23 protein-coding genes are annotated in these 24792 nt (G+C 46.5%); 6 read left to right on the top strand and 17 right to left on the bottom strand.

Annotation, left to right across the window (positions count from 1 at the left end):
- The first annotated feature begins 84 nt into the window (after positions 1-84).
- From LNL84_RS18515 to crp, 5 genes are all read left to right on the top strand, one after another.
- On the top strand, positions 85-1473 hold the full coding sequence (locus tag LNL84_RS18515) for an aminotransferase-like domain-containing protein (protein ID WP_244359223.1): 1389 nt from the start codon (positions 85-87) through the stop codon (positions 1471-1473).
- The gene (locus LNL84_RS18510; protein ID WP_244359221.1) at positions 1470-2501 is read left to right on the top strand and encodes a hydrolase; all 1032 of its coding nucleotides are present in this window, start codon (positions 1470-1472) and stop codon (positions 2499-2501) included. Before LNL84_RS18515 ends, LNL84_RS18510 begins: the two co-directional genes overlap by 4 nt.
- On the top strand, positions 2498-2710 hold the full coding sequence (locus LNL84_RS18505; protein ID WP_244359219.1) for a YheU family protein: 213 nt from the start codon (positions 2498-2500) through the stop codon (positions 2708-2710). Before LNL84_RS18510 ends, LNL84_RS18505 begins: the two co-directional genes overlap by 4 nt.
- 116 nt (positions 2711-2826) lie before the next feature.
- Complete coding sequence (locus LNL84_RS18500) at positions 2827-3696, top strand: phosphoribulokinase (protein WP_244359255.1); 870 nt, start codon at positions 2827-2829, stop codon at positions 3694-3696.
- A 249-nt stretch (positions 3697-3945) separates the two neighbouring features.
- Positions 3946-4578 (top strand): cAMP-activated global transcriptional regulator CRP, encoded by a 633-nt coding sequence (gene crp, locus LNL84_RS18495; RefSeq protein WP_004410522.1) that lies wholly within the window; start codon positions 3946-3948, stop codon positions 4576-4578.
- Between the two features lie 113 nt (positions 4579-4691).
- Here the strand turns inward: crp and LNL84_RS18490 are convergent, their stop codons facing one another.
- From LNL84_RS18490 to pilM, 17 genes are all read right to left on the bottom strand, one after another.
- The gene (locus LNL84_RS18490; RefSeq protein WP_244359218.1) at positions 4692-5480 is read right to left on the bottom strand and encodes a DUF1338 domain-containing protein; all 789 of its coding nucleotides are present in this window, start codon (positions 5478-5480) and stop codon (positions 4692-4694) included.
- Positions 5481-5506: 26 nt separating this feature from the next.
- Complete coding sequence (gene astD / locus LNL84_RS18485) at positions 5507-6964, bottom strand: succinylglutamate-semialdehyde dehydrogenase (protein WP_244359217.1); 1458 nt, start codon at positions 6962-6964, stop codon at positions 5507-5509.
- Positions 6965-7065: 101 nt separating this feature from the next.
- Positions 7066-8085, bottom strand: coding sequence for an arginine N-succinyltransferase (gene astA / locus LNL84_RS18480; protein WP_244359216.1), 1020 nt, complete (start codon positions 8083-8085; stop codon positions 7066-7068).
- A gap of 65 nt (positions 8086-8150) precedes the next feature.
- Positions 8151-9362, bottom strand: coding sequence for an aspartate aminotransferase family protein (locus tag LNL84_RS18475; RefSeq protein ID WP_244359215.1), 1212 nt, complete (start codon positions 9360-9362; stop codon positions 8151-8153).
- Positions 9363-9761: 399 nt separating this feature from the next.
- Positions 9762-10343, bottom strand: coding sequence for an aminodeoxychorismate/anthranilate synthase component II (locus LNL84_RS18470; RefSeq protein ID WP_244359214.1), 582 nt, complete (start codon positions 10341-10343; stop codon positions 9762-9764).
- Between the two features lie 153 nt (positions 10344-10496).
- On the bottom strand, positions 10497-11513 hold the full coding sequence (gene trpS / locus LNL84_RS18465; protein WP_244359213.1) for a tryptophan--tRNA ligase: 1017 nt from the start codon (positions 11511-11513) through the stop codon (positions 10497-10499).
- A gap of 132 nt (positions 11514-11645) precedes the next feature.
- On the bottom strand, positions 11646-12362 hold the full coding sequence (locus LNL84_RS18460) for a phosphoglycolate phosphatase (protein WP_244359212.1): 717 nt from the start codon (positions 12360-12362) through the stop codon (positions 11646-11648).
- Positions 12363-12364: 2 nt separating this feature from the next.
- Positions 12365-13036 (bottom strand): ribulose-phosphate 3-epimerase, encoded by a 672-nt coding sequence (gene rpe, locus LNL84_RS18455; RefSeq protein WP_244359211.1) that lies wholly within the window; start codon positions 13034-13036, stop codon positions 12365-12367.
- A 187-nt stretch (positions 13037-13223) separates the two neighbouring features.
- The gene (locus LNL84_RS18450; RefSeq protein ID WP_244359210.1) at positions 13224-14051 is read right to left on the bottom strand and encodes a Dam family site-specific DNA-(adenine-N6)-methyltransferase; all 828 of its coding nucleotides are present in this window, start codon (positions 14049-14051) and stop codon (positions 13224-13226) included.
- Between the two features lie 105 nt (positions 14052-14156).
- On the bottom strand, positions 14157-15626 hold the full coding sequence (locus LNL84_RS18445) for an SPOR domain-containing protein (protein ID WP_244359209.1): 1470 nt from the start codon (positions 15624-15626) through the stop codon (positions 14157-14159).
- Positions 15627-15693: 67 nt separating this feature from the next.
- Positions 15694-16782, bottom strand: a complete 1089-nt coding sequence (aroB, locus tag LNL84_RS18440) for a 3-dehydroquinate synthase (protein ID WP_244359208.1) — start codon at positions 16780-16782, stop codon at positions 15694-15696.
- Positions 16783-16807: 25 nt separating this feature from the next.
- The gene (gene aroK / locus LNL84_RS18435; protein WP_244359207.1) at positions 16808-17326 is read right to left on the bottom strand and encodes a shikimate kinase AroK; all 519 of its coding nucleotides are present in this window, start codon (positions 17324-17326) and stop codon (positions 16808-16810) included.
- Between the two features lie 211 nt (positions 17327-17537).
- Positions 17538-19256: a type IV pilus secretin PilQ gene (locus LNL84_RS18430; protein WP_244359206.1), complete on the bottom strand. Its 1719-nt coding sequence runs from the start codon at positions 19254-19256 to the stop codon at positions 17538-17540.
- Between the two features lie 47 nt (positions 19257-19303).
- The gene (locus tag LNL84_RS18425; protein ID WP_244359205.1) at positions 19304-19813 is read right to left on the bottom strand and encodes a pilus assembly protein PilP; all 510 of its coding nucleotides are present in this window, start codon (positions 19811-19813) and stop codon (positions 19304-19306) included.
- A complete protein-coding gene (pilO, locus tag LNL84_RS18420; RefSeq protein ID WP_244359204.1) occupies positions 19810-20394 on the bottom strand; it encodes a type 4a pilus biogenesis protein PilO in 585 nt (194 codons plus the stop codon). The genes LNL84_RS18425 and pilO overlap by 4 nt, the downstream gene beginning before the upstream one ends.
- On the bottom strand, positions 20381-20983 hold the full coding sequence (locus LNL84_RS18415) for a PilN domain-containing protein (protein WP_244359203.1): 603 nt from the start codon (positions 20981-20983) through the stop codon (positions 20381-20383). Before LNL84_RS18415 ends, pilO begins: the two co-directional genes overlap by 14 nt.
- Positions 20970-21962 (bottom strand): type IV pilus biogenesis protein PilM, encoded by a 993-nt coding sequence (pilM, locus tag LNL84_RS18410; RefSeq protein WP_244359202.1) that lies wholly within the window; start codon positions 21960-21962, stop codon positions 20970-20972. Before pilM ends, LNL84_RS18415 begins: the two co-directional genes overlap by 14 nt.
- A 147-nt stretch (positions 21963-22109) precedes the next feature.
- Between pilM and LNL84_RS18405 the strand changes: the two genes are divergently transcribed.
- Positions 22110-24743, top strand: a complete 2634-nt coding sequence (locus LNL84_RS18405) for a penicillin-binding protein 1A (protein WP_244359201.1) — start codon at positions 22110-22112, stop codon at positions 24741-24743.
- The last annotated feature ends 49 nt before the right edge of the window (positions 24744-24792 follow it).

The raw sequence follows: 24792 nt of genomic DNA, 5'->3' as shown, positions 1-24792 counted from the left end.
CTGTCACACTTGATATTTGGTCACTTGTTATTCAAAATAACCATATCAATGGATTCATTGCGACGCAAAAGGTTTATTGTCACCATGACAATCGAGACAATCATTATACACAAATCGGATCCCACTCCGATCTACAAACAGATCGCAAAACAGATCTGCGATCTTATCGAGCAAGGTGTGCTTGTGGCGAACCAGAAGCTACCGACACATCGCTGGTTGGCGGACAAGCTCGATGTGACCGTAGGCACCATCACTCGTTCATACGCTGAAGTTGAGCGAAAAGGCTTTGTCGAAGCTCGAGTGGGGGCGGGAACTTATGTCACCGACACACAAAAAGACAGCTGGGTCTTCGAAGCTGAAGTCACTGACAACAATGAGTGCAATTTTGGCTACAATATTCCACCGACTCTAGACCGTAGCCCGTTCTTAGAAAAAGCAATGACACAACTCATGAGCCGCCCTCAACAGCTCAATCAGCTGATGCTTTATCAAAAGCCCGCTGGGATTGATGCCCACAGAGAACGCGTAACTCGTTGGTTGAAAAATAAAGGATTTAACGTGGATGCGCAGCGAATGCTGTTTAGTTCAGGTGCACAGCATGGTCTACAGATTGTCTTAGATACGTTTGCACGCGCTGGAGACACATTACTGGTTGAGAAACTAACCTACCCTGGTGTGATAAGTCTTGCCAAACAAAAGCAACTGACCTTGAAAAGCGTCGATATGGATGAGCAAGGGATTGTTCCTGATGCTTTGGAAGCCGCCTGTCGTCAGTATCAGACTCGCTTTATTTATCTCACTCCCACCTTACAGAATCCAACCACCGCGATTATGTCACTTGAACGTCGCCGAGCCATTCTGAAGATCTGTAAAAAGCACGATATCTATGTGATCGAAGATGATGTCAATGGAGTATTAGCTGAGAATGCCCCGCCAGCACTGATAAATTTGGACAGCGAGCGAGTGATACACCTTGGTGCCTTTTCCAAATATTTAGCACCCGGGTTAAGGGTGGGATATTTGTACGCGCCCCAGGCACTATACCCGAGGTTAGTCATGACGCTGCAAAACCACAGTTGGATGATTAGCCCTTTGCTTACAGCGCTCGCGTGCGAGCTATTACATAATGGTGATGCCGAACGATGCCTTGCGACCATTAGACTAGAGATGGCCCGTCGTCTAAACGCAACTCTTAGCGAACTCGGTGCTTTGGACATAAACCATCAACCGGGCTGCTTCCATGTCTGGTTGAGGCTACCTGAGCACTGGCGACTCAGTGATTTTGTCGCGGCAGCGCAGGCGCAAAATATCATTGTAAAATCTGCTGAGTTGTTTACTCCGCCAGGCGGGCACGTTGTCCCTGCCGTTAGGCTCTCTTTAAGCTCACCGAGCTCGATAGCGCAATTAGAGCGCGGGGTCCGAACATTGAACCAGCTGATAATCTCTAATCCGGTGGACGAGTTTACGTTATGAAGTCACAAAATATTGACGCAGGGCTACATCAACGCTTTATCGCAGCGACTGGGCTAGGCAACGCTCACGTGCAGACCCTAGTACCGCGCTTTATTCGTAAGCAAGCATTATTTGATCCTGTTTGGGAAACCCTAGAGACACCAGATGGTGATTTTCTTGAGCTGGCATGGAGTGAAGATCCAATAAGTGCCAGCACTAATGCTCATGATGCACGGCCGATTTTCATTCTCTTTCATGGATTGGAAGGCTCGTTTGAGAGTCCCTACGCCAATGGCTTGATGCATTCCTTTGCTCGACAGGGTTGGTTATCGGTAGTAATGCACTTTCGAGGCTGCGGCCCAACTCCCAACAGGTTGGCTCGAGCTTACCATTCTGGTGAAATCTACGATGCAAGACAGTTTCTTGAACTGACCAACCAGCGATTTCCCAATCGACCCAAAATCGCCGTTGGGATCTCCCTTGGTGGCAACATGCTCACCAACTATCTCGCCCATTTCCAGGATCAGGCCCTGCTAGATGCCGCCACCATTGTGTCTGCACCGCTCGACCTTAGCGCTTGCGCTCATCGCATTGAGGTGGGGTTTTCTAAGGTCTATCGTCGCTACTTACTGTCTTCGATGAAAAAGAACGCCCTCAACAAGATACACCTGCTCGAGCAAAGCCTTGGGCTCACTACGCAGCACGTTAAAACCATTCAACGCTTATACCAATTTGACGACATTATCACCGCCCCTTTGCATGGTTTTAAAGACGCCAATGACTACTATCAACAATGTTCTGGTTTACAAAAGCTCAACCGCATTACCATTCCGACACAGTTCATCCACGCCAAAGATGACCCTTTTATGACTCATGCCGTCATTCCAAAGTTTAAACTCAATAACAACCTCAAATACCAACTGTTTAATAACGGTGGCCATGTCGGTTTTATCAGTGGCAGTTGGCGACAACCACAATTCTGGCTAGAACAGGCATTGCCGAGTTACTATAGTCACTTTAATGATCACAAAATGGAGAAGTATTTATGATCATTCCCTGGCAGCAAATCGCCGAAGAGACACTTGAAAACCTCATTAAAGAATTCGTATTGAGGGAAGGGACAGACTACGGCGAGTCAGAATTGTCGCTGAGCGAAAAAGTCGACCAAGTACGCCATCAACTCAGATCTGGTGACGCTGTGATCGTATTCTCAGAACTTCATGAAACGGTCGACATACAGCTAAGACGTCAGCTTTAAGTGAACTGAGACATTCGTTCATAATCTAATAGAGTATATAGTAGACCTCTTGGGTCTCAATAATGTCTGAGCCAGAGATGAGTTTCAGACGAACAACAATAAAGACAGGGTTAGTCATGTCAGCAAAGCACCCCATTATTGCCGTTACAGGTTCTTCAGGCGCTGGTACCTCCACCACCTCAGAAGTGTTTCGCAAAATGTTTAATATGGAAAATATTCGCGCCGCATTTGTCGAAGGGGATAGTTTCCATCGCTTTACTCGCCCAGAAATGGACATCGAGATACGTCGCGCAAAAGAACAAGGCAAACACATCAGCTACTTTGGGCCGCAAGCTAACGACTTTCCTGCGCTTGAAAACTTCTTTCGTACTTACGGCGTAGATGGCACAGGGCAAGTTCGTCGCTACCTTCACACGTTTGACGAAGCGGTGCCTTACAATCAAATGCCGGGAACCTTTACTCCATGGCAAGAGCTTCCTAAAGACTCCGATGTACTATTCTACGAAGGGCTGCACGGTGGTGTGGTCAACAATGATATCAATGCCGCTCAACATGTTGACCTGCTGATAGGCTTGGTCCCTATTGTAAACTTAGAGTGGATCCAAAAATTTGTGCGTGATACCCGAGACCGGGGTCATTCCAGAGAAGCGGTCATGGATTCCATCGTTCGCTCTATGGATGATTATCTCAACTTCATCACTCCGCAGTTCTCGCGCACCCACATCAACTTTCAGCGCGTGCCGACCGTCGACACTTCAAATCCGTTAAACGCAAAAGGTATCCCAAGCTTAGACGAGAGTTTCGTCGTGATCCGTTTGCGCGGGATCAAAAATGTCGATTTCCCATACCTATTAGCCATGATTGATGGTTCATTTATGTCCCGCCATAACACCCTTGTAGTGCCTGGAGGAAAGATGAGCTTTGCTATGGAACTCATCGTTCGTCCAATACTGCAACAGCTGATCGAAACGGGCAAAATCGGATAAAGCTGACACGGTTTTTTTATACCGTGATCATGAGCACAATTCTCGATGGAAAATTGGTCAGTTGGTACGATTTAAATCAAGAAAAATACCGCAAAAAGCGATACTATCCCTATGTAATAGACGATCGCTGCGTGAGTTATTAGAAGAACGCTTGCAGCATCTTCAAAGTGCTTTTATGCTAGTAAGTCATAACTCATGAACTTGCTATATGGAAAGCAGCAAGCATACCCTGCAGAGGAAGTAAGAAATATGGTTCTAGGTAAACCTCAAACCGACCCAACGTTAGAGTGGTTTCTTTCACATTGTCATATTCATAAGTACCCTTCAAAGAGCACGCTGATTCATGCGGGCGAAAAAGCGGAAACGCTTTACTACATCGTTAAAGGCTCTGTTGCAGTGCTAATTAAAGATGAAGAAGGCAAAGAAATGATTTTGTCTTACCTTAACCAAGGTGACTTCATTGGTGAATTAGGCCTGTTTGAAGAAGACCAAGAGCGTACAGCATGGGTACGAGCAAAATCACCTTGTGAAGTGGCTGAAATTTCATTTAAGAAATTCCGTCAACTTATCCAAGTTAACCCAGACATCCTAATGCGCCTTTCTGCGCAAATGGCAAGCCGTCTGCAAGTGACTAGCCAAAAAGTGGGTGACTTAGCCTTCCTAGACGTAACTGGTCGTATTGCACAAACGCTACTAAACTTGGCGAAGCAACCTGATGCGATGACTCACCCAGATGGAATGCAAATCAAAATCACTCGTCAAGAAATTGGTCAAATCGTGGGTTGTTCACGTGAAACTGTAGGCCGAATCTTGAAGATGCTTGAAGAGCAAAACTTGATATCAGCTCACGGTAAAACCATCGTTGTATACGGTACTCGTTAACCAATAACGTGTAATCAAACTAAAAAGCCACCAGCATAACTGCTTGGTGGCTTTTTTCTTTTCTCTGTACCGCCCTGAAATGTGCGTTCACATTGAGGAGGAATTATGATCGCCTAGTTAGTACTTTCAAAGATCTTGTCGGCGGATGCTGCGACAAAGCCTTGATACAATCCACCATTGGCGAGCGGATAGCGCTTAGCAAACTCATAAAACCCCCCTGGGATCTCAGCACGTCTATCACTAAAGTCCACCATGACCTTGTCGGCCATTGTCGAAGATTGCTCTAGTAATACATCCGGCGAGCCTTTTACTTCGCCTCCGGACTCATTAATCACAAAGCCAGAGTCACGTAATTTATTGTTGACGTCGACAACATCAGTGAAATGATTTAACTGGTTCACACTGACCGTAAAGTGGTTAGCGCCATAACCGTGCGCCGCAAGCCATGCCGCGTATTCACTCTCTTTCGCGAGCGTTAAGTAGTCTTCATGGCTGATTTGCCAAGGGCGGCCACGATAAAGAAACTCACCTTTATTTAAAGCCTGCTTATCAACCTGTGCCACCAGTTTTTCAACAATCTCTTGCAGCTTCGCTGAACACAACTCAATTCTAAGTTCACTGATAAATACCTTTGGCATTTTTTCATTGGCATGTTGCAGATGAATCGCGACCAACTTTTTGGCCTCAAACACGTAATCACCACATACCTGATAGCCAAGGTCGAGAAATGGTTTAGCCAGAGTCTCAATACCGACAGGACTCAGGTTAAACGTGCGCAGCGCAATATGGTCGTTAATCAGTTCATCACCCTCTTTCAACAAGCGGTGCACTTTATCTGCTGACGGACACAACCTCACCGTATAATCTTGCCATAAAGAGGCAAATAAGCTTTCCAATGTCATAACTCTTCCTTTTATTGTCTGCGTTTTTATAGCGATAGACCTGGGCTCAACGTTTCCGGCAAAAGGGTTTCTTTTCCTTCCATTGACGCCATCGGGTAAGCACAATAATCTGCAGCATAAAATGCACTTGGCCTTAAGTTGCCAGATGCACCAGGACCACCAAATGGGGCATCACCACTGGCTCCAGTGAGCTGTCGATTACGATTGACAATGCCAGCACGAATATGATCAACAAAGTACTGCCACTCTTCATCACTATTTGATATCAATCCAGCAGACAAGCCAAAACGTGTGTCATTTGCGAGCTCTACCGCTTGTTCTAGACTTTGGTAACGTACTAATTGCAGCAGTGGACCAAAATATTCTTCATCTGGTAACTGATCTATCGCTGTGACATCAATCAGGCCTGGTGTGACAAACGCAGCCTTACCTCGTTTGGCTAAAACTAGGCTTTCCCCCCCCAGTTGCTGTAAATTGGCCTGAGCATCCAGAATATGCTTGGCGGCGGCTTCTGAGATCTGTGGCCCCATAAACGGTGCCGGCTCCGCAAATGGCTGGTCAACGCGAATTTTGGCAATGGCTGCGACCAGTTTTTCAATCAGTTGATCGCCTTGCTCATTGGCTGGAACATACAAGCGACGAGCACAAGTGCAGCGCTGCCCGGCACTGATGTAAGCTGACTGAAGAATGGTGTACACCGCAGCATCGACATCACCATAGTCTGAAGAGATCACCATTGGGTTGTTACCACCCATTTCTAGGGCGAGCATTTTTCCAGGCTGACCGGCAAATTGTTTATGCAAAATATGGCCTGTATTGGCACTACCAGTAAAGAGCACCCCATCAATACCTTTCGCATCCGCCAAGGCGATGCCTGTCTCTTTCGCCCCCTGGACAAGGTTAATCACCCCGGCAGGCAAACCTGCTTGCTCCCATAGCTTCATTGCGAGTTCACCGACCAAAGGCGTCTGTTCAGAGGGTTTAAAAACCACGGTATTGCCTGCGAGTAAAGCGGGGACAATGTGGCCATTAGGCAGGTGGCCTGGGAAGTTATAAGGGCCAAATACCGCCATCACACCCAATGGCTTGTGGCGAAGAACAATCTGATTGCCTGCCGCTTCACGTTGCGACTCTCCGGTTCTTTGGTGATAGGCACGGATCGAAATCGCAATTTTACCCGCCATTGCAGCCGCTTCCGTTCTGGTTTCCCATAGTGGCTTACCGGTTTCTTTAGCGATGGCTACCGCTATCTCTTCACTGTGCTCTTTCACTTGCTCCGCAAAGCGCAGCACCACGGCCTCTCGCTCTGCAAAAGGCAGTGACTTCCAGCTCAGTAAGGATTGCCTCGCAGCAACAACCGCATCTTCGACCTGCTCGTTTGTCGCTGACTTTCCTTGCCAGACAATTTCATTGTTGTACGGTGACAGAGAGTGAAATTCTTCACCAGAACCAGCGAGCCATTGCCCTGCAATCCACTGAGTCATATAAAATTCCTTAATGCTAGAAAAACGGGACAAAGACTCTAAAGTCGCCATTGTCCATGGTGTTCAATCGGAGTGTTTAACAGGCTCTACGCCCTGTGTACTTACTGCGATAACATACGTACAAAGTCGCCTTGAGATAGGTTAAGCGCGGTGGCCACTTCTTGAGAAATCAACACACTACCACTCTCAGCATCAAAGGCGGCTTTGACGGCTGCAGCTCGAAAATCTTCAAATGAGGTGTTCGACATCAGGTAGTGCTGAGAGCTAGAGTGTTCAGAAATCACCACTTGCGCTCTAAACGAGTCACGCACGGCTTGAATGTTGCGCAAATCACACTCCACTGTCGGCCCCGCATCAAAAATGTCGACGTAATTGCGGCAAGTAAAGCCTTCATTTTCTAAAAGCTTTAATGCTGGGCGTGTATTGTCGTGAACTTGACCTATCACCGCCTGCGCTTCCTCGCTCAGCAAGTTGACGTAAATCGGCAGCTTGGGCATAAGGTCGGCGATAAAGCCTTTTTTCCCAATCCCCGTTAGATAGTCCGCCATGGTAAAGTCGATGGAAAAAAAGTGCTCTTGTAACCACTTCCAAAACGGTGAGTTACCTTCGTGATCCGATACACCGCGCATCTCGGCAAAAATCGTTTTCGAAAAGCGTTCAGGGTGCTCAGCCATCATAAGAAAACGACACTTAGACATTAATCGGCCGTTCAGTCCCTGACGAAAGTCAGAACGCAAGAACAAGGTGCAAATTTCACTACACCCTGTGTAGTTGTTTCCAAAGGTCAGTAGCTTAACGACATTGTTCACGTTCAGCTTTGGTGATGAGTGAACCACAGTACTGATGTGGTAAGAGTAAAACGGCACATCCCAACCAATAGACGCTTCAATCCCGGTTGTGCCCGCAACTTCTCCCGACTCAGAGTCAACACCAACCATCAGGTAGCCTTCGTCACCGGGTTCGGTTACGTCCGCTTTTGCAAAACTGTATTCTGAATGAGTAATTCGATTAGTCAGCAGCTCTTGATTAACGGGCAGTGACGTGAATCCATGACCTGACTCTACTGCACAGGTATGCAGAGCGTCATAATCTGACATCTTAATAGGACGTACAACAAGCATCAAAAATCCCTCCAGATGCAAACATCGCCTCACCCAATGGTGGGAGAGGCGTTTTAATTATTTATTTAAACCAGCGTAGCAATGGCTTTATCAAGTTTAGCCAACCCTTCTTCGACTTCTTGTTTACTGATCACCAGTGAAGGAGTAAAACGCACCACGTTAGTGCCTGCGACCAAAACCATCAGGCCTTGTTTACCCGCAGCAACCAACACATCTCGTGCCCGCCCTTGCCACTGCTCATTTAACGCAGCACCTAACAGCAGACCTTTACCTCGCACTTCACTAAAGATGCTGTACTTGTCGTTAATTTTTTGTAGGCCGTCTCTAAACCATACTTCACGCTCTGCAACGCCGGCCAGAGTCTCTGGTTTAGAGACTTCATTAACAACCGCTTCCGCCACCGCGCACGCCAATGGATTTCCGCCGTATGTTGAGCCATGCGTTCCCACTTTCATATGCTGTGCTAACGCTTTGGTTGTGAGCATAGCGCCAATTGGAAAACCACCGCCCAATGATTTTGCGGTACTGAGAATATCAGGCGTGACACCCAACCCTTGGTACGCATAAAACTGACCAGTGCGGCCATTACCCGTTTGAACTTCATCAAAAATCAATAACGCGTTGTATTTATCACACAGCTCACGCACTGCTTGAACAAACTCAGGCTCAGGCGAAATAATGCCACCTTCGCCTTGTAAAGGCTCCATCATAATCGCACAGGTTTTCTCTGACATTTGAGCTTCAAGCGCGGCGATATCGTTGTAAGGAATATGAGAAACATCACCAGGCTTCGGACCAAAGCCGTCAGAATACGCGGCTTGACCACCAACAGTAACGGTAAAGAAAGTGCGTCCGTGAAAGCCCTGATTGAATGCGATGATTTCGGATTTTTCAGGACCGTATTGATCCGTAGCCCAGCGACGTGCTAGCTTCAATGCGGCTTCGTTTGCTTCGGCGCCAGAATTAGCAAAAAACACTCGCTCTGCAAAACTGATTTCCGTTAATTTCTTCGCCAGACGCAGTGCTGGCTCATTAGTCATAACATTACTCAAATGCCATAACTTATTGGCTTGCTCTGTTACCGCCTTAACCATCACAGGGTGGCAGTGGCCCAAACAGCTCACGGCAATACCACCTGCAAAATCGATATACTCGTTATCTTGCTGATCCCATACTCTCGCACCCTGTCCCTTTACAGGGATCATTTCCATAGGGTTATAGCAAGGCACCATAACCTCATCAAACAATTCACGAGATACTTTGTTTTCCACTGTCATAACACATTCCTTTTGGTTACTGCATGTGAGCAGATCAGCCTCATACTCTATTTACAAATACACTCATACACTCGAAGCCTAGATGACCCATTCAAGCAATGAAGGAAGAAAAAATTTTGTATTGCATTTCCACCGATGCAGCATTGTATTTACAATTATTTAACCAATTCAATAGTGAATTGTTCTTTTCACACTGCCAAATTGACCATTTTCAAGCAGAGCAATGCGTATTTATGCAATAAAAACGCGTATATATGAAGTGATTTTTGAAATTTTTGAATAGATGCTTGGCTATAAAGAAGGTTAAGGCAGAGGATATCAGTAGAACTGAATATAATTTCAGTTCCATAAGAGATGCTTATGACTCATAAGTATGATGCAAACAGTGATCTTGATCGGCTACCTGGCGCGTAGAAAATTGCTCAAAAGCTCATGCCCTTGCTCGGTCTTGATAGATTCAGGGTGAAACTGCACCGCATGAATATTGAGTTCTCGATGCTGAAAACCCATGATTTCATCCATATCACCATTGTCAAATTCTGTCCATGCCGTGACCTCAAAGCACTCTGGCAGCGTATCTTGTTTAACAATTAATGAGTGGTAACGTGTGACCGTTAAGGGGTTATTAAGATCGCGAAAGACACTTTTCCCAGTATGTCGAATTGGCGAGGTTTTCCCGTGCATCACTTGTCTAGCACGTACGACGTCCCCACCGAAGACCTGTGCTATCGCCTGATGACCTAAACAAACACCAAACAGTGGCAGTTTACCCGCAAAGTGTTTAATCGCCTCTAAGGAGATACCAGCTTCATTCGGTGTACAAGGTCCTGGAGAAATAACCAGGTGGGATGGATTGAGTGCGTCAATGCCTGCAAGATCAATTTCATCGTTGCGCACGACCTTTACCTCAGCACCCAACTCACAAAAATACTGATAGAGGTTATACGTAAAAGAGTCGTAGTTATCGATAATGAGCAACATGATGGTAAAACTGCGTTAGGAATTCAGGCGGTATTTTGCAATACCGAGCAATAAAGGCAAGAAAAAAAACAGATTGCGTCACTGCGCGAGTCACTCCCCAAAAACGCAAAAGCCCCCAAGCAATGCTTGAGGGCTCAAATATCGGTTTTTAAACTATGGGCGAGTTACGAAGCCTACTGCTTTGTATGCCTGTTCTAAGGTTATCGCCGCTCGCTCCGACGCTTTATTTGCACCTTGGCACATAACGTCATCCATATAAGCACGATCAGCGCGAATGCGATGGTATTCAGCTTGAATTGGCTCTAGCATGGCCACCAAAGCTTCACCCACGTCTTTCTTGAATGGTCCGTACATTTCAACGCCTGCGTATTGCGCTTCAATCTCTTCGAACGTTTTACCCGTCGCTGCAGAATAAAGGCCCATCAGGTTAGAGATGCCCGCTTTATTTTCCCAATCATTAGCAATACGTGGTGGTGTCTCTGTGTCTGTTTGCGCCTTGTTGATCTTCTTCAAGATAGATTTTGGCTCTTCTAGCAAAGTGATCACATTCTTGCGGTTATCATCCGACTTAGACATCTTCTTGGTTGCATCCTGAAGGCTCATTACTCGGGCATTAACCGTTGGAATGTATGGCTCTGGCACGGTGAAGATTGGTGATTCAGGGCTGTAGATATTATTAAAACGAGTCGCGATATCGCGCGCTAATTCCAAATGCTGTTTTTGATCACTACCCACAGGGACTTGGTGTGCGCCATAGAGCAAGATATCAGCAGCCATCAACACTGGGTAGTCAAATAGGCCAACATTAACATCGTTCGCGTAACGCTGAGATTTGTCTTTAAACTGAGTCATACGATTCAGTTCACCCATCTGGGTATAACAGTTAAGAAGCCAACCAAGTTGAGCATGCTCTGGTACGTGTGACTGAACAAATAGCGTGCTCTTCTTCGGGTCAACACCCACGGCAAGGCAAATCGCCAATGCGTCTAGTGTGGCTTCATGCAATGCTTTAGGATCTTGACGAACCGTAATCGCATGAAGGTCGACAACGCAGTATTGGCAATCGTAATCATCTTGCATTTGGTGCCATTGACGTAGAGCACCCAGGTAGTTACCGATACTTAGTTCACCTGACGGTTGAACACCACTCAATACGATGGGCTTGCTCATAGTATATGATTCCTTCGACTTCTTAACGATATATATAGGATAATGAAAAACCGCGCAATTTCTCACGCGGTTATAGCAGTGTACTCATTGGCGAGTATTTTGCTAGTGTTTTACCGTTGGCAAACACGCTTTTTATGCGTTTACGGCGTTTTCCTGCAAACTGTGCACTGCATCCAATACATCAGAAATGATGTCTGCAACAAAATCAGGACCAGCATGTGAAATCGGCTCGCCATGGTTATAACCATAAGTTAAACCAAACGCAAAACAACCCGCATTACGGGCAGCCAAAATGTCATTTTTAGAATCACCGACCATCAACACTTGCTGTGCTGTCACTTGCTCTTGGTCCATTAACCAATGCAAAGCCACAGGGTCAGGTTTCTTATTGGTAAAGGCATCTCCGCCCAACACATACTTAAAGTAATGGTCTAGCTTATGCTGCTCCAGTAATTCTGGTACAAACTTAGACGGTTTATTGGTCAACAATGCCAGCGTGTAGCCTTGTTGCGCTAAAGCCTCTAAGGTTTGTGTCACTGCTGGATACAGGTGGCTTAGTTGATGGCCACTGGCTTTATAAAAATCATCGAAGAGCACTCTCGCTTTAGCGAGCAAGTCAGAAGATAGCGTCGCATCCACGTCAATACTCTGGCTCAAAGAACGGCCAATCAGAACATCGGCACCATTTCCAACATAATCTCGAACTTGCAGCTCAGTTACACTGGGAAAGCCGAGCGCCTGAACGGTCTGGTCTGCAGCAAGTGCAAGATCGGGAACGCTGTCTAGCAAAGTACCATCGAGATCAAAGACCACTAACTTAATCGCACTTGAAGGGTATTGTACTCTCACTGCTATTCTACCTTCGCCAGTTCAGCGCGCATTTCATCAATGACTTCTTTGTAATCAGGGCGATTAAATATAGCGCTACCTGCCACAAACATATCCGCTCCCGCTTCAGCGATTTCACGGATGTTATCGACCTTAACGCCACCATCAATTTCAAGACGAATATTACGACCTGAAGCGTCGATGCGTTTACGCACTTCACGCAGTTTATCGAGAGTGGATGGAATGAAAGATTGACCGCCAAAACCAGGATTTACTGACATCAGTAGAATCAAGTCTACTTTGTCCATGATGTAGTCTAAACAAGACAGAGGGGTGGCAGGGTTTAAAACCACACCAGCCTGACAGCCGTGCTCTTTAATAAGTTGTAGCGTGCGATCAACGTGCTCAGATGCTTCTACATGGAACGTGATCATTGAAGCACCCGCTTTGGCAAATTCAGGCACAATGCTATCGACTGGCTTCACCATCAAGTGAACATCAATAGGGGCGGTAATACCGTAGTCACGTAGCGCTTTACAAATAGGTGCGCCAAACGTCAGGTTTGGAACATAGTGATTGTCCATCACGTCAAAGTGCACAACATCTGCACCCGCAGCGAGTACTTTTTCAACGTCTTCCCCCAGACGAGCAAAATCCGCGGATAGAATGGATGGAGCAATAAGAAAATCTTTCATACCTGACCTCAATTGAATTCATTAGCGTAGCAAGAGTTGCGCGCAATTCTACCGAAGCAGGCGGTTAAATCCTAGCCTAAAGAGTGACTGGACTAACACTAATATGGATTAAAAATGAGTAACGCGAAGCTGCGCAGTGCCAATCGTGCTGCGCCCAACGACTTAGGGCGCTTTAACCGGTCAACAACTAGATTTGTGGTTTGGGAGAAAACAGCGCGAGTAATTCGTCAACTTTGTTGCGGCCAGCACCATTGCGGCTAATAGTGCGCTTTACTTTAACAACGTTAAGCTCCGCTCCATGGTAGAGGCGACGGGTTAGTGTCGTATCGTGATTGGAGATCAACACCGGAATGTTACGCTCAAACGCCGTCTTTTCAGCAACGTCGGCCAGCGCAGCCTGATCATCAAGGCTAAAACCATTGCCAGCGTAAGAGGTAAAGTTGGCGGTCGTGGATAACGGCGCATACGGCGGATCGCAGTACACAACACTTCCCATACGTGCTCGACGGAACGTCTCAACATAACCCTCACAGATAAAGGTCGCTTTTTTGGCCTTTTCTGCAAAGAAAATTAATTCATTTTCAGGGAAGTACGGTTTTTTATACGAGCCGAATGGTACATTAAAACCGCCTTTCTTGTTGTAGCGGCACAAACCGTTAAAGCCAAAGCGGTTCATATAGAGAAAGGCCGTCGAGCGAAATAAGATGTCATCGGTCTGGTTAAATTGAGCTCGCATATCCAGATACACCTCTTTGCGATTGTGTTCTGGCGTAAACAGTCGCTTCGCTTCATTAATATAAAGCTCAGGCTCGGTTTTAAGCAGGTTGTAGAGATTGATGAGATCAGGGTTGATATCGGCCAACAGATAGTGGTCGTAGTCAGTATTCAAAAAAACAGAGCCAGCACCAACAAAGGGTTCGACCAGCTTTCTCGCAGGCGGCAAGTGTTTTTGAATGTCTTCCACTAAGCCATATTTTCCACCCGCCCACTTAAGAAAGGCTCGTTGCTTTTTCATTAAACGCTCTATTTTACTTCGGCCCCAAAAATTAAGGCTGTGGAATATACCATAATTCAATTCGTTATGTTGAGCTTTCTGATTGTGAAAAACACACTCAATGCTCTATTGTTTCCAACGCTCAATCTCTCGATGAACCTGACTCATTGACTTCGCCCAAGGCCCGAGCTTTTTCACATTACTTGGCAATGAGTCGACGGCGTCTCTAGCTGCTTGAATCGTCGCGTACTGATCGTATGTCACGATATACCATTCCTTGTCATCACGTAAGGTTGGGTAGACGCGAATGGTCTTATCAAAATCATAGCTGTTCAACAGTTTCTGAACATCTTCAATGGATGTCATCGCCGCAATCTGCAGAGTGTAACTTCTCGCCGGAAGGGCTTTGAGGGATTCTCTGGCAAACGAAAAGGTAATGGCAGTTTGTAACTGTTCAACACTCTCTACTTGAGTCTCGTTGTTTTTGGGTGCTGACACCTTTTCTAGCTGAACCTCAGGGCTGGCCGCAGCAACCACCGGAGCATCCGTTTTCTCTGGTTGGTCTAACAACGCATCAACCACCTCAGAGGTAATAACCACTCGTTGCTCGGTTTCTTGTTCTTGTCCAACACTGGCGGTTTGATCTGTGATAGCGGGAGGCAATGCCATCGAGTCATCTGAAAGCTTATCGACTTCGACTAAGCCATCGCTCGTTCCACTCTGCGATGAAGGTGTCTGCAACGAACCCTCTCGCTCTTGAAGCGTTGGGATAACGGTCTGCTCAGGAAGTAAAATAGGCTCGGGGACCGTGGAAGTGTCGGGCTTATTTAACAACCACCCGTAGCCCAGAATAAGCAGTAGCACCAACACAGCAATCGCTATCGCAATTTTCACCGGAGATCCAACTAACGATTGAATAACCACTCTTTTTTCCATTTTCTGCTCTCCTAGTGCCATAATTTCACCGGGTAAGGGGCGAGTTTTTTTGAAGCTTGAGCGAACTTTTTTCTCTACCGTATCATCAAGGTAGCGCAACACCAACGACTCAAAAAAGCGCCGGGCTTCGCTGGCAGCAAGGGAATCAACATCCAATTCAATGGGTTTGAGCTCTTGTCCGTGACTGAGCCTCGCTAAGTGCTGCCCGATGGAAGAAGACTGGCCAAACATCACGACACTGATCGATTGTCTCGGCGCATGGTATGCCGCTAACACCAGTAGCCAGAGCTCTGATAACATGGCTCGGGATAAACGATGTGCGTCATCGATCACAATCACCACATTACACGCTTCTCCCTGTAAAATCCTTTCGACACTGTCATGCAATGAATCGGATGAACTGTACATCGAAGAGGGAAAAAGTTGTCTGAGGATGGTTTCTCTGCGGACGGTGTCTTCTTGCGCACCATGACAACCGAGCAACGCTTGGTTCTTATCTTCGGCCCAGGCTTCAAGATAACGGTGTGACAACCAGGTTTTCCCCGCACCTGCCTCACCATTGACGATGACGAGGTTGCTGGAAAACCTAGTAAGCAACTGTATGCGTTCTAATAATTCAGTCTGAGACTCTAGCTCTAATACTCGTTGATTGTATTCCACTGTCTTGCTTCACCAAAGATGATCACCAGATTAAACCATTAAAAAAGGCCCCTAATGGAGCCTTTCATTATGAACGTCGACAGGTGTCTATCGCTTGTTCTATCAATTCTTTTGGGACATTTGCCACTACTTGTGCCCGACCAATATCGGTTGGCAATACCAAGCGTAATTGCCCTGACAACACCTTTTTATCTCGCATCATATGCGCCATAAAGTCATCAAAACTCATACTCTCGGGTGTATGCACTGGCAACTTAGCTTGCTCTAGCAGGCGAATAATGCGTTCCACTTGCTGATGAGAAATATCACCGAGCAATTGCGCAGTATGGGCTGCCATTGCTGTCCCTGCAGAAACTGCTTCTCCATGTAACCAATTACCATACCCTAGTTCTGCTTCTATAGCATGACCAAATGTATGACCTAGGTTCAATAACGCACGAATACCTGACTCTTTTTCGTCTTGAGCCACCACTTCTGCCTTAATTTGACAGCAGCGGGCAATAGCATAAGTCAGGGCGTCAGCATCCAACGCCATCAATGCGTCAAGGTTGGCTTCGAGCCACTCAAAAAATGCACCGTCATAGATAATTCCGTACTTGATCACTTCAGCCAACCCTGCGGCGAACTCTCGCTCGGGCAGTGTTTTAAGGCAATCAATATCGATAATCACTGACTTAGGCTGATAGAAAGCACCTATCATATTTTTGCCAAGCGGGTGATTTACAGCGGTTTTACCACCAACAGATGAGTCAACTTGCGACAATAGCGTGGTTGGGATCTGAATAAAATCAACCCCACGTTGGAAACTGGCAGCAGAAAAACCCACCAAGTCACCAATAACACCGCCACCAAGAGCAACAATCGTCACATCGCGACCATAATTGCCTTCAAGCAGGTGAGTCATCACCGTATTGAACGTTTCCAAAGTTTTGTATTGCTCACCGTCGGGCAATTCCAACAAAGAGGTTTTACAACCTTGAGCTTCAAGTTGCTTTAGAATTTTCTCAGCGTAGAGAGGGGCAACAGTGACATTACTGACAACCAAAACTGGCTGACCAGAAGAAAGAGAAGACAATTGTGCCGAGTCATCGAATAACCCGGCACCAATTGATATTGGGTAGCTACGCTCACCAAGATTTACCGTAATCCGTTCCATGGTATGCACTCCTTGAGGGAAGAGCTTAACGCTCTTCTAGCATTTTTACGATTTGGTTTGCGACTACTTTGGCACTTTGATCATCAGTGCGCACAGTATAATCCGCAACCTCTTCATAAAGTGTATTACGTTCGCCAGCAAGCGACTCTAACACTTCACGAGGGTCATCAGTTTGTAGCAGTGGGCGTTTTTTGTCGCGGTTTGTGCGAGCAAGCTGCTTCTCAATTGTAGTTTCTAGGTAGACCACAATGCCTCGTGCAGATAGACGATTGCGGTTTTCTTTGCTCTTCACAGAGCCACCACCTGTTGCTAGAACAATACCTTGTTGTTCTGTTAGATCATTGATAACACCTTCTTCGCGTTTGCGGAAGCCTTCTTCACCTTCAACATCGAATACCCATGCGATGTCGGCGCCAGTGCGCTCTTCAATAACAGTGTCAGAATCAACAAACTCCATATGAAGTTGTTGAGCAAGGTGTCTACCGATAGTACTTTTGCCGGCGCCCATAGGGCCAACAAGGAAAATATTGCGTTTCTCAGCCATGTTTAGCAGTAATTTACAACGTTAATTCAATGACATCGCCACAAGAAAAGACCGGGTTAAACACCGGAAAATAAGCCTTGTGACACCGATTCCTCACAGATAATTCGTGATAAGACCCGAAATTATCAAGGCAAGGTGCGTTTAATGCAACTTTATTTTTGTCTTTTTTATTTATCCCCGCCTCTAGCGAAGCTAAGAGAGCAGTGAAAGCCTACTGTATTATGATTTCAGGGGTCACAAAGATAAGCAGCTCACTCTTACCTATGTTCTCGTATGTTCTACGAAAAAGAACACCCAGGCCGGGAATATCACCGAGAAATGGGACCTTATCGACGCTGTTAGTAATACTGTGTTGGAAGATCCCTCCAAGTACGACGGTTTCACCATTATTGACCAATACTTGTGTACCAATACGCTGGGTGTCGATAGCCACCGCTTCACCCTCTCCGGTTTTCACCACTTTTCCGGGTCGATCTTGGGTGACACTTAAATCAAGAACTAAACGATTATCTGGGGTGATTTGCGGGGTGACAGTCAGTGACAACACTGCTTTTTTAAACGACACCGAGGTGGCGCCACTCGATGCGGCCTCTAGATACGGGATTTCTGTTCCCTGCTCAATATAGGCGGATTGTTTATTGGTTGTGATAAGACGAGGACTAGAGATGATCTCCGCTTTCGATTCCTGTTGCAGCGCCGACAATTCAAGATCGAGCAAGGTATTCGCCCCTAAATTGGCAACCTGGAAAGCGATACTTGCTGCATTGCTTGAAGTCACCGCCAAATTCACGTTAAGGAAATCGTCAAGACCTATGTCATTCCCCCCCTCATCGCCACCATTGCCTTCTGTCGTTGCGGTCTCTCCCAGCACACCGATTGTTGCAAGGTTTCCTTCTATACTACCGCCGACAGTGTTGTTGCCATAAGTGCTGTTATAACCCCAGCGTATCCCTAATTCATCAAGGTTACCTTCATTAATTGTCACAATCCGGGCTTCAATTTGCACCTGCTTAACTGGGATATCGAGTGACTCAACAATGCTTCTAATAACGTCAATATTGTCTGTTACATCGCGAACGAGCAATGCATTGGTACGCTCATCAATCGAAATCGAACCTCGCTCCGACAGCATATTAACTTTCCCCTCACCGCCTATCATCGCAGCAACGTCAGAGGCCTTAGCAAAATTCACCGCAATAATTTCTGACTTGAGCTGCCCTATTTCCTCCGCGAGCCGTTCTTTCTCAAGTTCGAGTTGATACTGACGATCCAGCTCCTCTTTTGGCGCGACAAGCACCACATTTCCGGTCACTCTTTTATCGAGGTTTTTCACTTTTAAGATCAAATCTAACACTTGCTGCCAAGGCACCCGATCAAGCCTTAACGTTACGTTTCCCTGCACACTATCAGAAACCACAAGGTTAAAATCGTGATAATCAGCGACTAATTGAAGCACATTGCGTACGGGGATATCTTGAAAATTGACCGTCGTAAGCTTGCCTTCTCGCTGCATCAACTTAGCTTCATCAGACAGAGCCTGAGCTAAAGGCAATAGAGTGACTCGAATAACGTTGTCGACGGTCACTTGCTGATAGTCCGCTTTGACTTTGCTGTCGACAAACAACCTTAAGTTGGGTGATTCATCAAACAGCTCGATAGACTCAACGATAGTGCCATATTCGCGCACATCGAATATCGCCAGTTGCTGTTCAGGCACTAAGGCATTATTTACATTAATAAACAGTCCGTTGTCGGTTTTTTGAAAGTCAACGGCTTCCGCTGGGTACTGCATCTCGATCACCAGCACCCCATAACCGTTATCATCACGTTCAAATGTGAACTGTTTCAGTGGATTAAGCGGAGCCGCTATACTCGTCATAGCCCAAGTCACTGCTAAAACGAAAGCCAGACACCTGATTCCTGCTACCATTGTTATGCTCATCCCTACTTTGGTTGAATTTGTCTGTATACCGTTCATCATTGAAGTGCCATGTAAACAACGCGCTTCGACCAACACCCTTCACCATCAGGCCACTGCTCATGAATAACCACTTGTTGCGTGGTAATTGCAGCGACCTTTCCTAGGTTCCTCCCCAAATATTGGCCTTTGCTTGCCTTCAGCACGCCATACTGAGGTGTCTGAATAAGCGCAACACGAGCATTGCCTTTGGTCATGATCCCTTTTAAAGACAGTTGCTCGATGGCAAATTCCTCTAGAGGTTGCGAAGCGCGAGTGGGTGGCTGCCAACAGTTAACCTGGTTATTCACCACAGAAGTAGGAACCATTGCTGGAAGATTGAAAGGTAAATGGCCTGGTTCGTATGCAAAAGTCACCACAGAATTAGACTCTGCGATCGCGAGGCTGTAAGCCTCCTGACGTACTTCATTTTCGACTTCGGCAAAATAATCAGCCAGTGGTTCTTGGTGGGCTCGACATCCCGCTAACATCGCCGCCAGCAGCACGAATACCCCTCGATATTTATTCATGGTGTACCCACCTGAAAATTGAGCTGATAGGTGTAGGCTCGTACTCGAAAGTGAAGGGTGCTACTTTCTTGGCTAACTCGTTGCCACTCTGCATCTTCAAACAAAACGATTCTTGGCAGTGCCGCGATTGCCTCAACGTAATAGCCAATGTTTTGATAATCCCCTGTCAGCTCGATGTCGAGTGGCAGTTCATTCAACAACTCGCTCGAGTGCCACTTCCCCCAATCAATGCGCGTAAAGATCAGTGATTGCTTCACCCCTTCTTCATTCACTGCTGCAAGTAAGCTTGCGAGCTCTTTTTGCACAGGAAGCTGTTGCATCAAATGGTCATAGCGGTTATTGAGATCCGATAATTGCACTTGAAGCTGAGGAAGCATCGCTGCCTTTTTGGCGCTATGGCGTAGATTGTTCAGTAACATATGTTCACGCAGCTTCTCCTGATTGAGCTCTGCGTAACCTGGGTAAACAATCATCCAAGAAAATGCCGCAAGCAAAACCATCAGCAGAAGTGACAGGCACGCGCCTCGCATGGTCCACGACCAGTATGGGAGCTCATCCCACTCAAAATCAGACAGATCCATCCACCACCTCAATGTCTTGCTCTGTTGCTGTTGTTGAATCTAGAGTCCCATCACGCAACATAAAAGAGGCTTCAAAAACCTGAACATCGCGCTCAAAGCGCTGTTTACCGTGCACGATAGAGTGCATCCTAACGTTATGTGTCCGTGGCGAGTCTTCAAGGCGTTTGAGCAACTCAGCAAGATGACTGGTGCGCTCACTAAAACCCTGCAACTTAAAGTGCTGTCCTTCCATCTTTACTTTATCGAGATAGACACCACTTGGTATTAGGGTGGGTAGTAGATTCATAAATGCCGTAGTTTGATGGCGTCGTTGTTGCAATTGTTCAACTTCCGCTAAGCGCGCTTCTAGATTTTGGTGCTCGCGCATAGCGGATGAGAGCATAATTATGTCTTGCTGGTATTGTTTGACCTTATGACTTAGCAACAGGTTCCGCTGCTGTTGTTGAGATATTTGCTGTGATAAGTAATGCCCAATAAGCACAGTGATCGCCAACGCCACCAAGCCAACGGCAATACAAAGAGCAATAAATTGACGTTTTAACATAGCGCGCTTTTGATCGCGCCAAGGCAGCAGATTAACAGCGTTCATCGCCAACCTCCTGAATCCAGTGGGCACCTAAAAGCGCAATCCCTATTGCGGTGACATAACTTTCTGAAAGCGGAAGGTTATTTCTAGCGGGGCAATTTATCAGCTTATTTGGTGATAACAAACGACAAGGGAGTTGGCATTGTTTGGTTAATACAGAATCAATCCCCTCGGACAGCGCCTTGCCACCAGATAGCAATATCCCCTCAATCTTTTCTCCTTGGGAAAGAGAGCGGTAACGCTGTAATTGCGGCAATAGCTTCTGGCATACAGCATCACCAATCAGCTGTGTATCCGATTTATATTCAACGCCATAGTGCGGTTCAGACTCTTTTTTCAAACATGGCAAATACCAAGTTTTATAGCCTTCGACGTCAAAACCCATTACCGAGCAGATCGTCATTTGCTGGTAGCCGATATCGAGTAACAACCAATTTTTGTATTGAGGGGAATGGCGGATGATTTGCTGATGCATGGCCATCAATGCATGTGCCGCAGTAGCAACGACTTGTGACTTGAAGCCCAGCTTATGAACGACATTGCACCAGTCATCGACGATTTCTTGTTTAGCAATATGAACGCGAAAGGTTTGTAGATGACTGTTAAAACCTGAATCTGCGGTGTAGTCCAGCGCCACACTGTCGAGAGGAAATGGGATCAAGCTTTCCATTTTTTGGTAAATAGCGTATTCCAATTCTCGCCCAGTAAGCGCAGAATCAATAGTAAGAATCTTACTCACCGCAGCATCATGGGGAAGCGCAATCGACGCGTTGCGACGAAATATCGATGTCAGTTTTTTGAGTTTTTGAAGTTTCTTAACAGTGTCCTGATACTTCAAGGTTGTATGATCGGCGAAAATAGCGTCACCATGATATAATTCCATGTGATTAGTGACTTTCACATCCGATTTATCAAACGCCAACAATACAGCTTTGGTGCTGTAATGGCCGATATCGATACCTGTTATCCATTTTCTAGCCATATGAGACAGCCTCAACAAATACAATAAATACGTGAAAAGGTTGAGATTGACGGCTAAATAAGCGTTAATTAACCTTAGTAGTATATTCTTACAGCTAGAGTACTAACATTTACCTAGTTATAACCTCAATTGATCAGGAAACCTTCGGTGAAGTTCATAAAGCGACTGTTCATTTTTTCATTGATTTGCATAATTCTTGGAGTCGGTACGATTTTCGGGTTTTACTATTATGTAAAACCGGAATTACCAGATGTTGCAACCCTGAAAGATGTCCGACTACAAACGCCTATGCAGGTGTATAGCCAAGACGGCAAACTCATCGCCCAGTTCGGTGAAAAGCGACGCATTCCCGTTTCCTATGACGAGATACCTCAAGAACTAATCGATGCACTGATCGCAACAGAAGATAGTCGTTTCTACGATCACTTTGGTTTCGATCCTATCGGGATCACCCGTGCTGCGGTTGTGGTTGTGGCATCGGGAAGCGCCTCTCAAGGTGCAAGTACCATAACTCAACAATTGGCACGAAACTTTTTCTTATCGAATGAGAAAAAGTTCATGCGGAAAGTGAAGGAAATCTTCATTGCGGTTCACATTGAACAACTGTTAAGCAAAGAAGAAATCCTTGAGCTTTACATCAATAAAATATTTCTTGGCTACCGCTCCTATGGCTTTGGCGCAGCAGCACAGGCGTATTTTGGAAAAGATCTGCAGAATCTCACTCTGAGTGAAATAGGGGTGCTGGCCGGTTTGCCTAAAGCACCTTCGACCATGAACCCTATCTACTCCATTGAGAGAGCTACGCAGCGTCGTAATGTTGTGCTTTCAAGGATGCTGAGTGAAAAGTACATCTCGCAGGAAGAATTTGAACTCGCTCGATCTGAAGACATTATCTCCCAGTACCACGGTGCCGAGATTGAAATCAGCGCTCCTTATGTTGCAGAAATCGCGCGTACCTGGATGGTCAACCGTTATGGTGAAGATGCGTATGAATCTGGCATGAAAATCACCACTACGGTGGATTCTAAACTGCAAAAAGCCGCTCATATCGCTGCGATCAAAAACCTGATTTCTTACGATGAACGACACGGTTATCGCGGAGCCGAGAAAGTGTTGTGGGAAGGTGAGCAGCCGGCGCTCGATAACGATGCCATCGCCAAACTACTACGCAGAGTTCCAACTTATGGTGAACTGCGCCCTGCCGTGGTGCTAAGCCTTGCCGAACAATCAGCATTGGTGTTTGTAAAAGGCTATGGCGAGCAAACCATTAATTGGGATAACCTCAGCTGGGCTCGCCCTTTCCGCACCGACGAGAGACAAGGCAAAGCGCCAACCTCCACTGCCGATATTTTAGCGGTCGGTGAACAAATTTGGGTTCGCTCTGCGGTGCTTGATGAAGATGAACAAGCACAAGCAGTCAGTAACGAAGATGCGCTGGCTACCGATATAGCCGAAATCGATCTGAATGACGCAGAGCCACAAGTGGCCATTACCTGGCGCCTAAGCCAGGTACCTAATGCCAACACCGCATTTGTCGCAATGAACCCAGACAACGGCGCGATCCTCTCTTTGGTTGGCGGTTTTAACTTTGTACACAACAAATTTAACCGCGCGACTCAATCAGTTCGCCAAGTGGGTTCAAGCATCAAGCCATTCATCTATGCCGCTGCGCTTGATGAAGGCATGACTTTAGCCAGTCTTGTCAATGATGCTCCCATCAATCAGTGGGATAAAAGCCAAGGTACTGCGTGGCGCCCAAAAAACTCACCACCGACTTATACCGGACCAACTCGCCTGCGCATCGGCTTAGCGCAGTCTAAGAACGTAATGGCAGTACGAGTACTGCGCGAGGTTGGCTTAGATGACACTAGGCAATACCTTACTCGTTTTGGTTTTGAAATCGACCAACTGCCACGCTCTGAAACCATCGCATTGGGTGCTGGCAGCTTAACGCCCGTTAAGATGGCGCAAGGCTTCTCTGTCTTTGCCAATGGTGGTTACTATGTGGAACCTTATTATATCAGCCGAGTTGAAGACCCATTTGGTGAAGTTGAATTTGAAGCAAGCCCGGTCTCCATTTGCAAACAAGAATGCCCAGATGAAGAGCAGCTGGCCGAGTTAGCGCTAAATGGCGGCGCTACTGCCAGCGACTTTAACGAGCAAGACGTCAGCAACATGGCACCCAATGAGCAGCAACCTCCACGTTATGCTCCACAAGTGTTAACTGAACAAACCGCATTTTTGGCTCGCGAAATGCTGTACAGCAATGTCTGGGGTGGCGGTAACTGGCGAGAAGGTACAGGCTGGAATGGTACTGGCTGGCGCGCCCAGAAGTTAAGTCGTCGTGATGTCGGTGGTAAAACAGGTACAACCAACGACTCCAAAGACGCATGGTACAACGGTTACGGACCAGGCATTGTGGCCACCGCATGGGTCGGATTTGACGATCACCAACGCAAACTTGGCAGAACCACGGTTAATAGTAATCTTGGAAAAGACCAAATTAGTGGCGCCGAAGCAGGAGCGAAAACAGCACAACCTGCATGGGTTGAGTTTATGGAAGTGGCTCTAGATGGCGTTCCTGTACAAAGTAAACGTGTTCCTGAGGATATTGTAAAAGTACGTATTGATAGAGAAACAGGCTTGTTAACCAATAAGTTTGATAGCTCTACCATGTTTGAGTATTTCAAAGCAGGCAGTGAGCCGACAGAATATGTGCAAGAAAGCCTAGGGGACAACCTGTACTCGGAAGGTGAATCAAGTGAAGGCAGCCTATTCTAGCTGACCTTTCATTTTCTTAGCATAAACGCATAAAGCCCTCTTCACTGAG

The organism is Vibrio gelatinilyticus, assembly GCF_022836845.1.
Lineage (GTDB): Bacteria > Pseudomonadota > Gammaproteobacteria > Enterobacterales > Vibrionaceae > Vibrio > Vibrio gelatinilyticus.
The sequence above is the reverse complement of the archived record's forward strand: the minus strand, read 5'-3'. Positions and strand labels throughout refer to the sequence as shown.

Coding starts and splice junctions, on each gene's coding strand:
- LNL84_RS18425 (WP_244359205.1), bottom strand. CDS start 19,813: ATGAATAAATATCGAGGGGTATTCGTGCTGCTGGCGGCGATGTTAGCG.
- LNL84_RS18450 (WP_244359210.1), bottom strand. CDS start 14,051: ATGAAAAAGCAACGAGCCTTTCTTAAGTGGGCGGGTGGAAAATATGGC.
- crp (WP_004410522.1), top strand. CDS start 3,946: ATGGTTCTAGGTAAACCTCAAACCGACCCAACGTTAGAGTGGTTTCTT.
- LNL84_RS18510 (WP_244359221.1), top strand. CDS start 1,470: ATGAAGTCACAAAATATTGACGCAGGGCTACATCAACGCTTTATCGCA.
- pilM (WP_244359202.1), bottom strand. CDS start 21,962: ATGGCTAGAAAATGGATAACAGGTATCGATATCGGCCATTACAGCACC.
- astD (WP_244359217.1), bottom strand. CDS start 6,964: ATGACTCAGTGGATTGCAGGGCAATGGCTCGCTGGTTCTGGTGAAGAA.
- trpS (WP_244359213.1), bottom strand. CDS start 11,513: ATGAGCAAGCCCATCGTATTGAGTGGTGTTCAACCGTCAGGTGAACTA.
- LNL84_RS18515 (WP_244359223.1), top strand. CDS start 85: ATGACAATCGAGACAATCATTATACACAAATCGGATCCCACTCCGATC.
- LNL84_RS18415 (WP_244359203.1), bottom strand. CDS start 20,983: ATGAACGCTGTTAATCTGCTGCCTTGGCGCGATCAAAAGCGCGCTATG.
- LNL84_RS18430 (WP_244359206.1), bottom strand. CDS start 19,256: ATGGTAGCAGGAATCAGGTGTCTGGCTTTCGTTTTAGCAGTGACTTGG.
- LNL84_RS18470 (WP_244359214.1), bottom strand. CDS start 10,343: ATGTTGCTCATTATCGATAACTACGACTCTTTTACGTATAACCTCTAT.
- rpe (WP_244359211.1), bottom strand. CDS start 13,036: ATGAAAGATTTTCTTATTGCTCCATCCATTCTATCCGCGGATTTTGCT.
- LNL84_RS18500 (WP_244359255.1), top strand. CDS start 2,827: ATGTCAGCAAAGCACCCCATTATTGCCGTTACAGGTTCTTCAGGCGCT.
- LNL84_RS18505 (WP_244359219.1), top strand. CDS start 2,498: ATGATCATTCCCTGGCAGCAAATCGCCGAAGAGACACTTGAAAACCTC.
- aroK (WP_244359207.1), bottom strand. CDS start 17,326: ATGGCTGAGAAACGCAATATTTTCCTTGTTGGCCCTATGGGCGCCGGC.
- astA (WP_244359216.1), bottom strand. CDS start 8,085: ATGCTTGTTGTACGTCCTATTAAGATGTCAGATTATGACGCTCTGCAT.
- pilO (WP_244359204.1), bottom strand. CDS start 20,394: ATGGATCTGTCTGATTTTGAGTGGGATGAGCTCCCATACTGGTCGTGG.
- LNL84_RS18490 (WP_244359218.1), bottom strand. CDS start 5,480: ATGACATTGGAAAGCTTATTTGCCTCTTTATGGCAAGATTATACGGTG.
- aroB (WP_244359208.1), bottom strand. CDS start 16,782: ATGGAACGGATTACGGTAAATCTTGGTGAGCGTAGCTACCCAATATCA.
- LNL84_RS18475 (WP_244359215.1), bottom strand. CDS start 9,362: ATGACAGTGGAAAACAAAGTATCTCGTGAATTGTTTGATGAGGTTATG.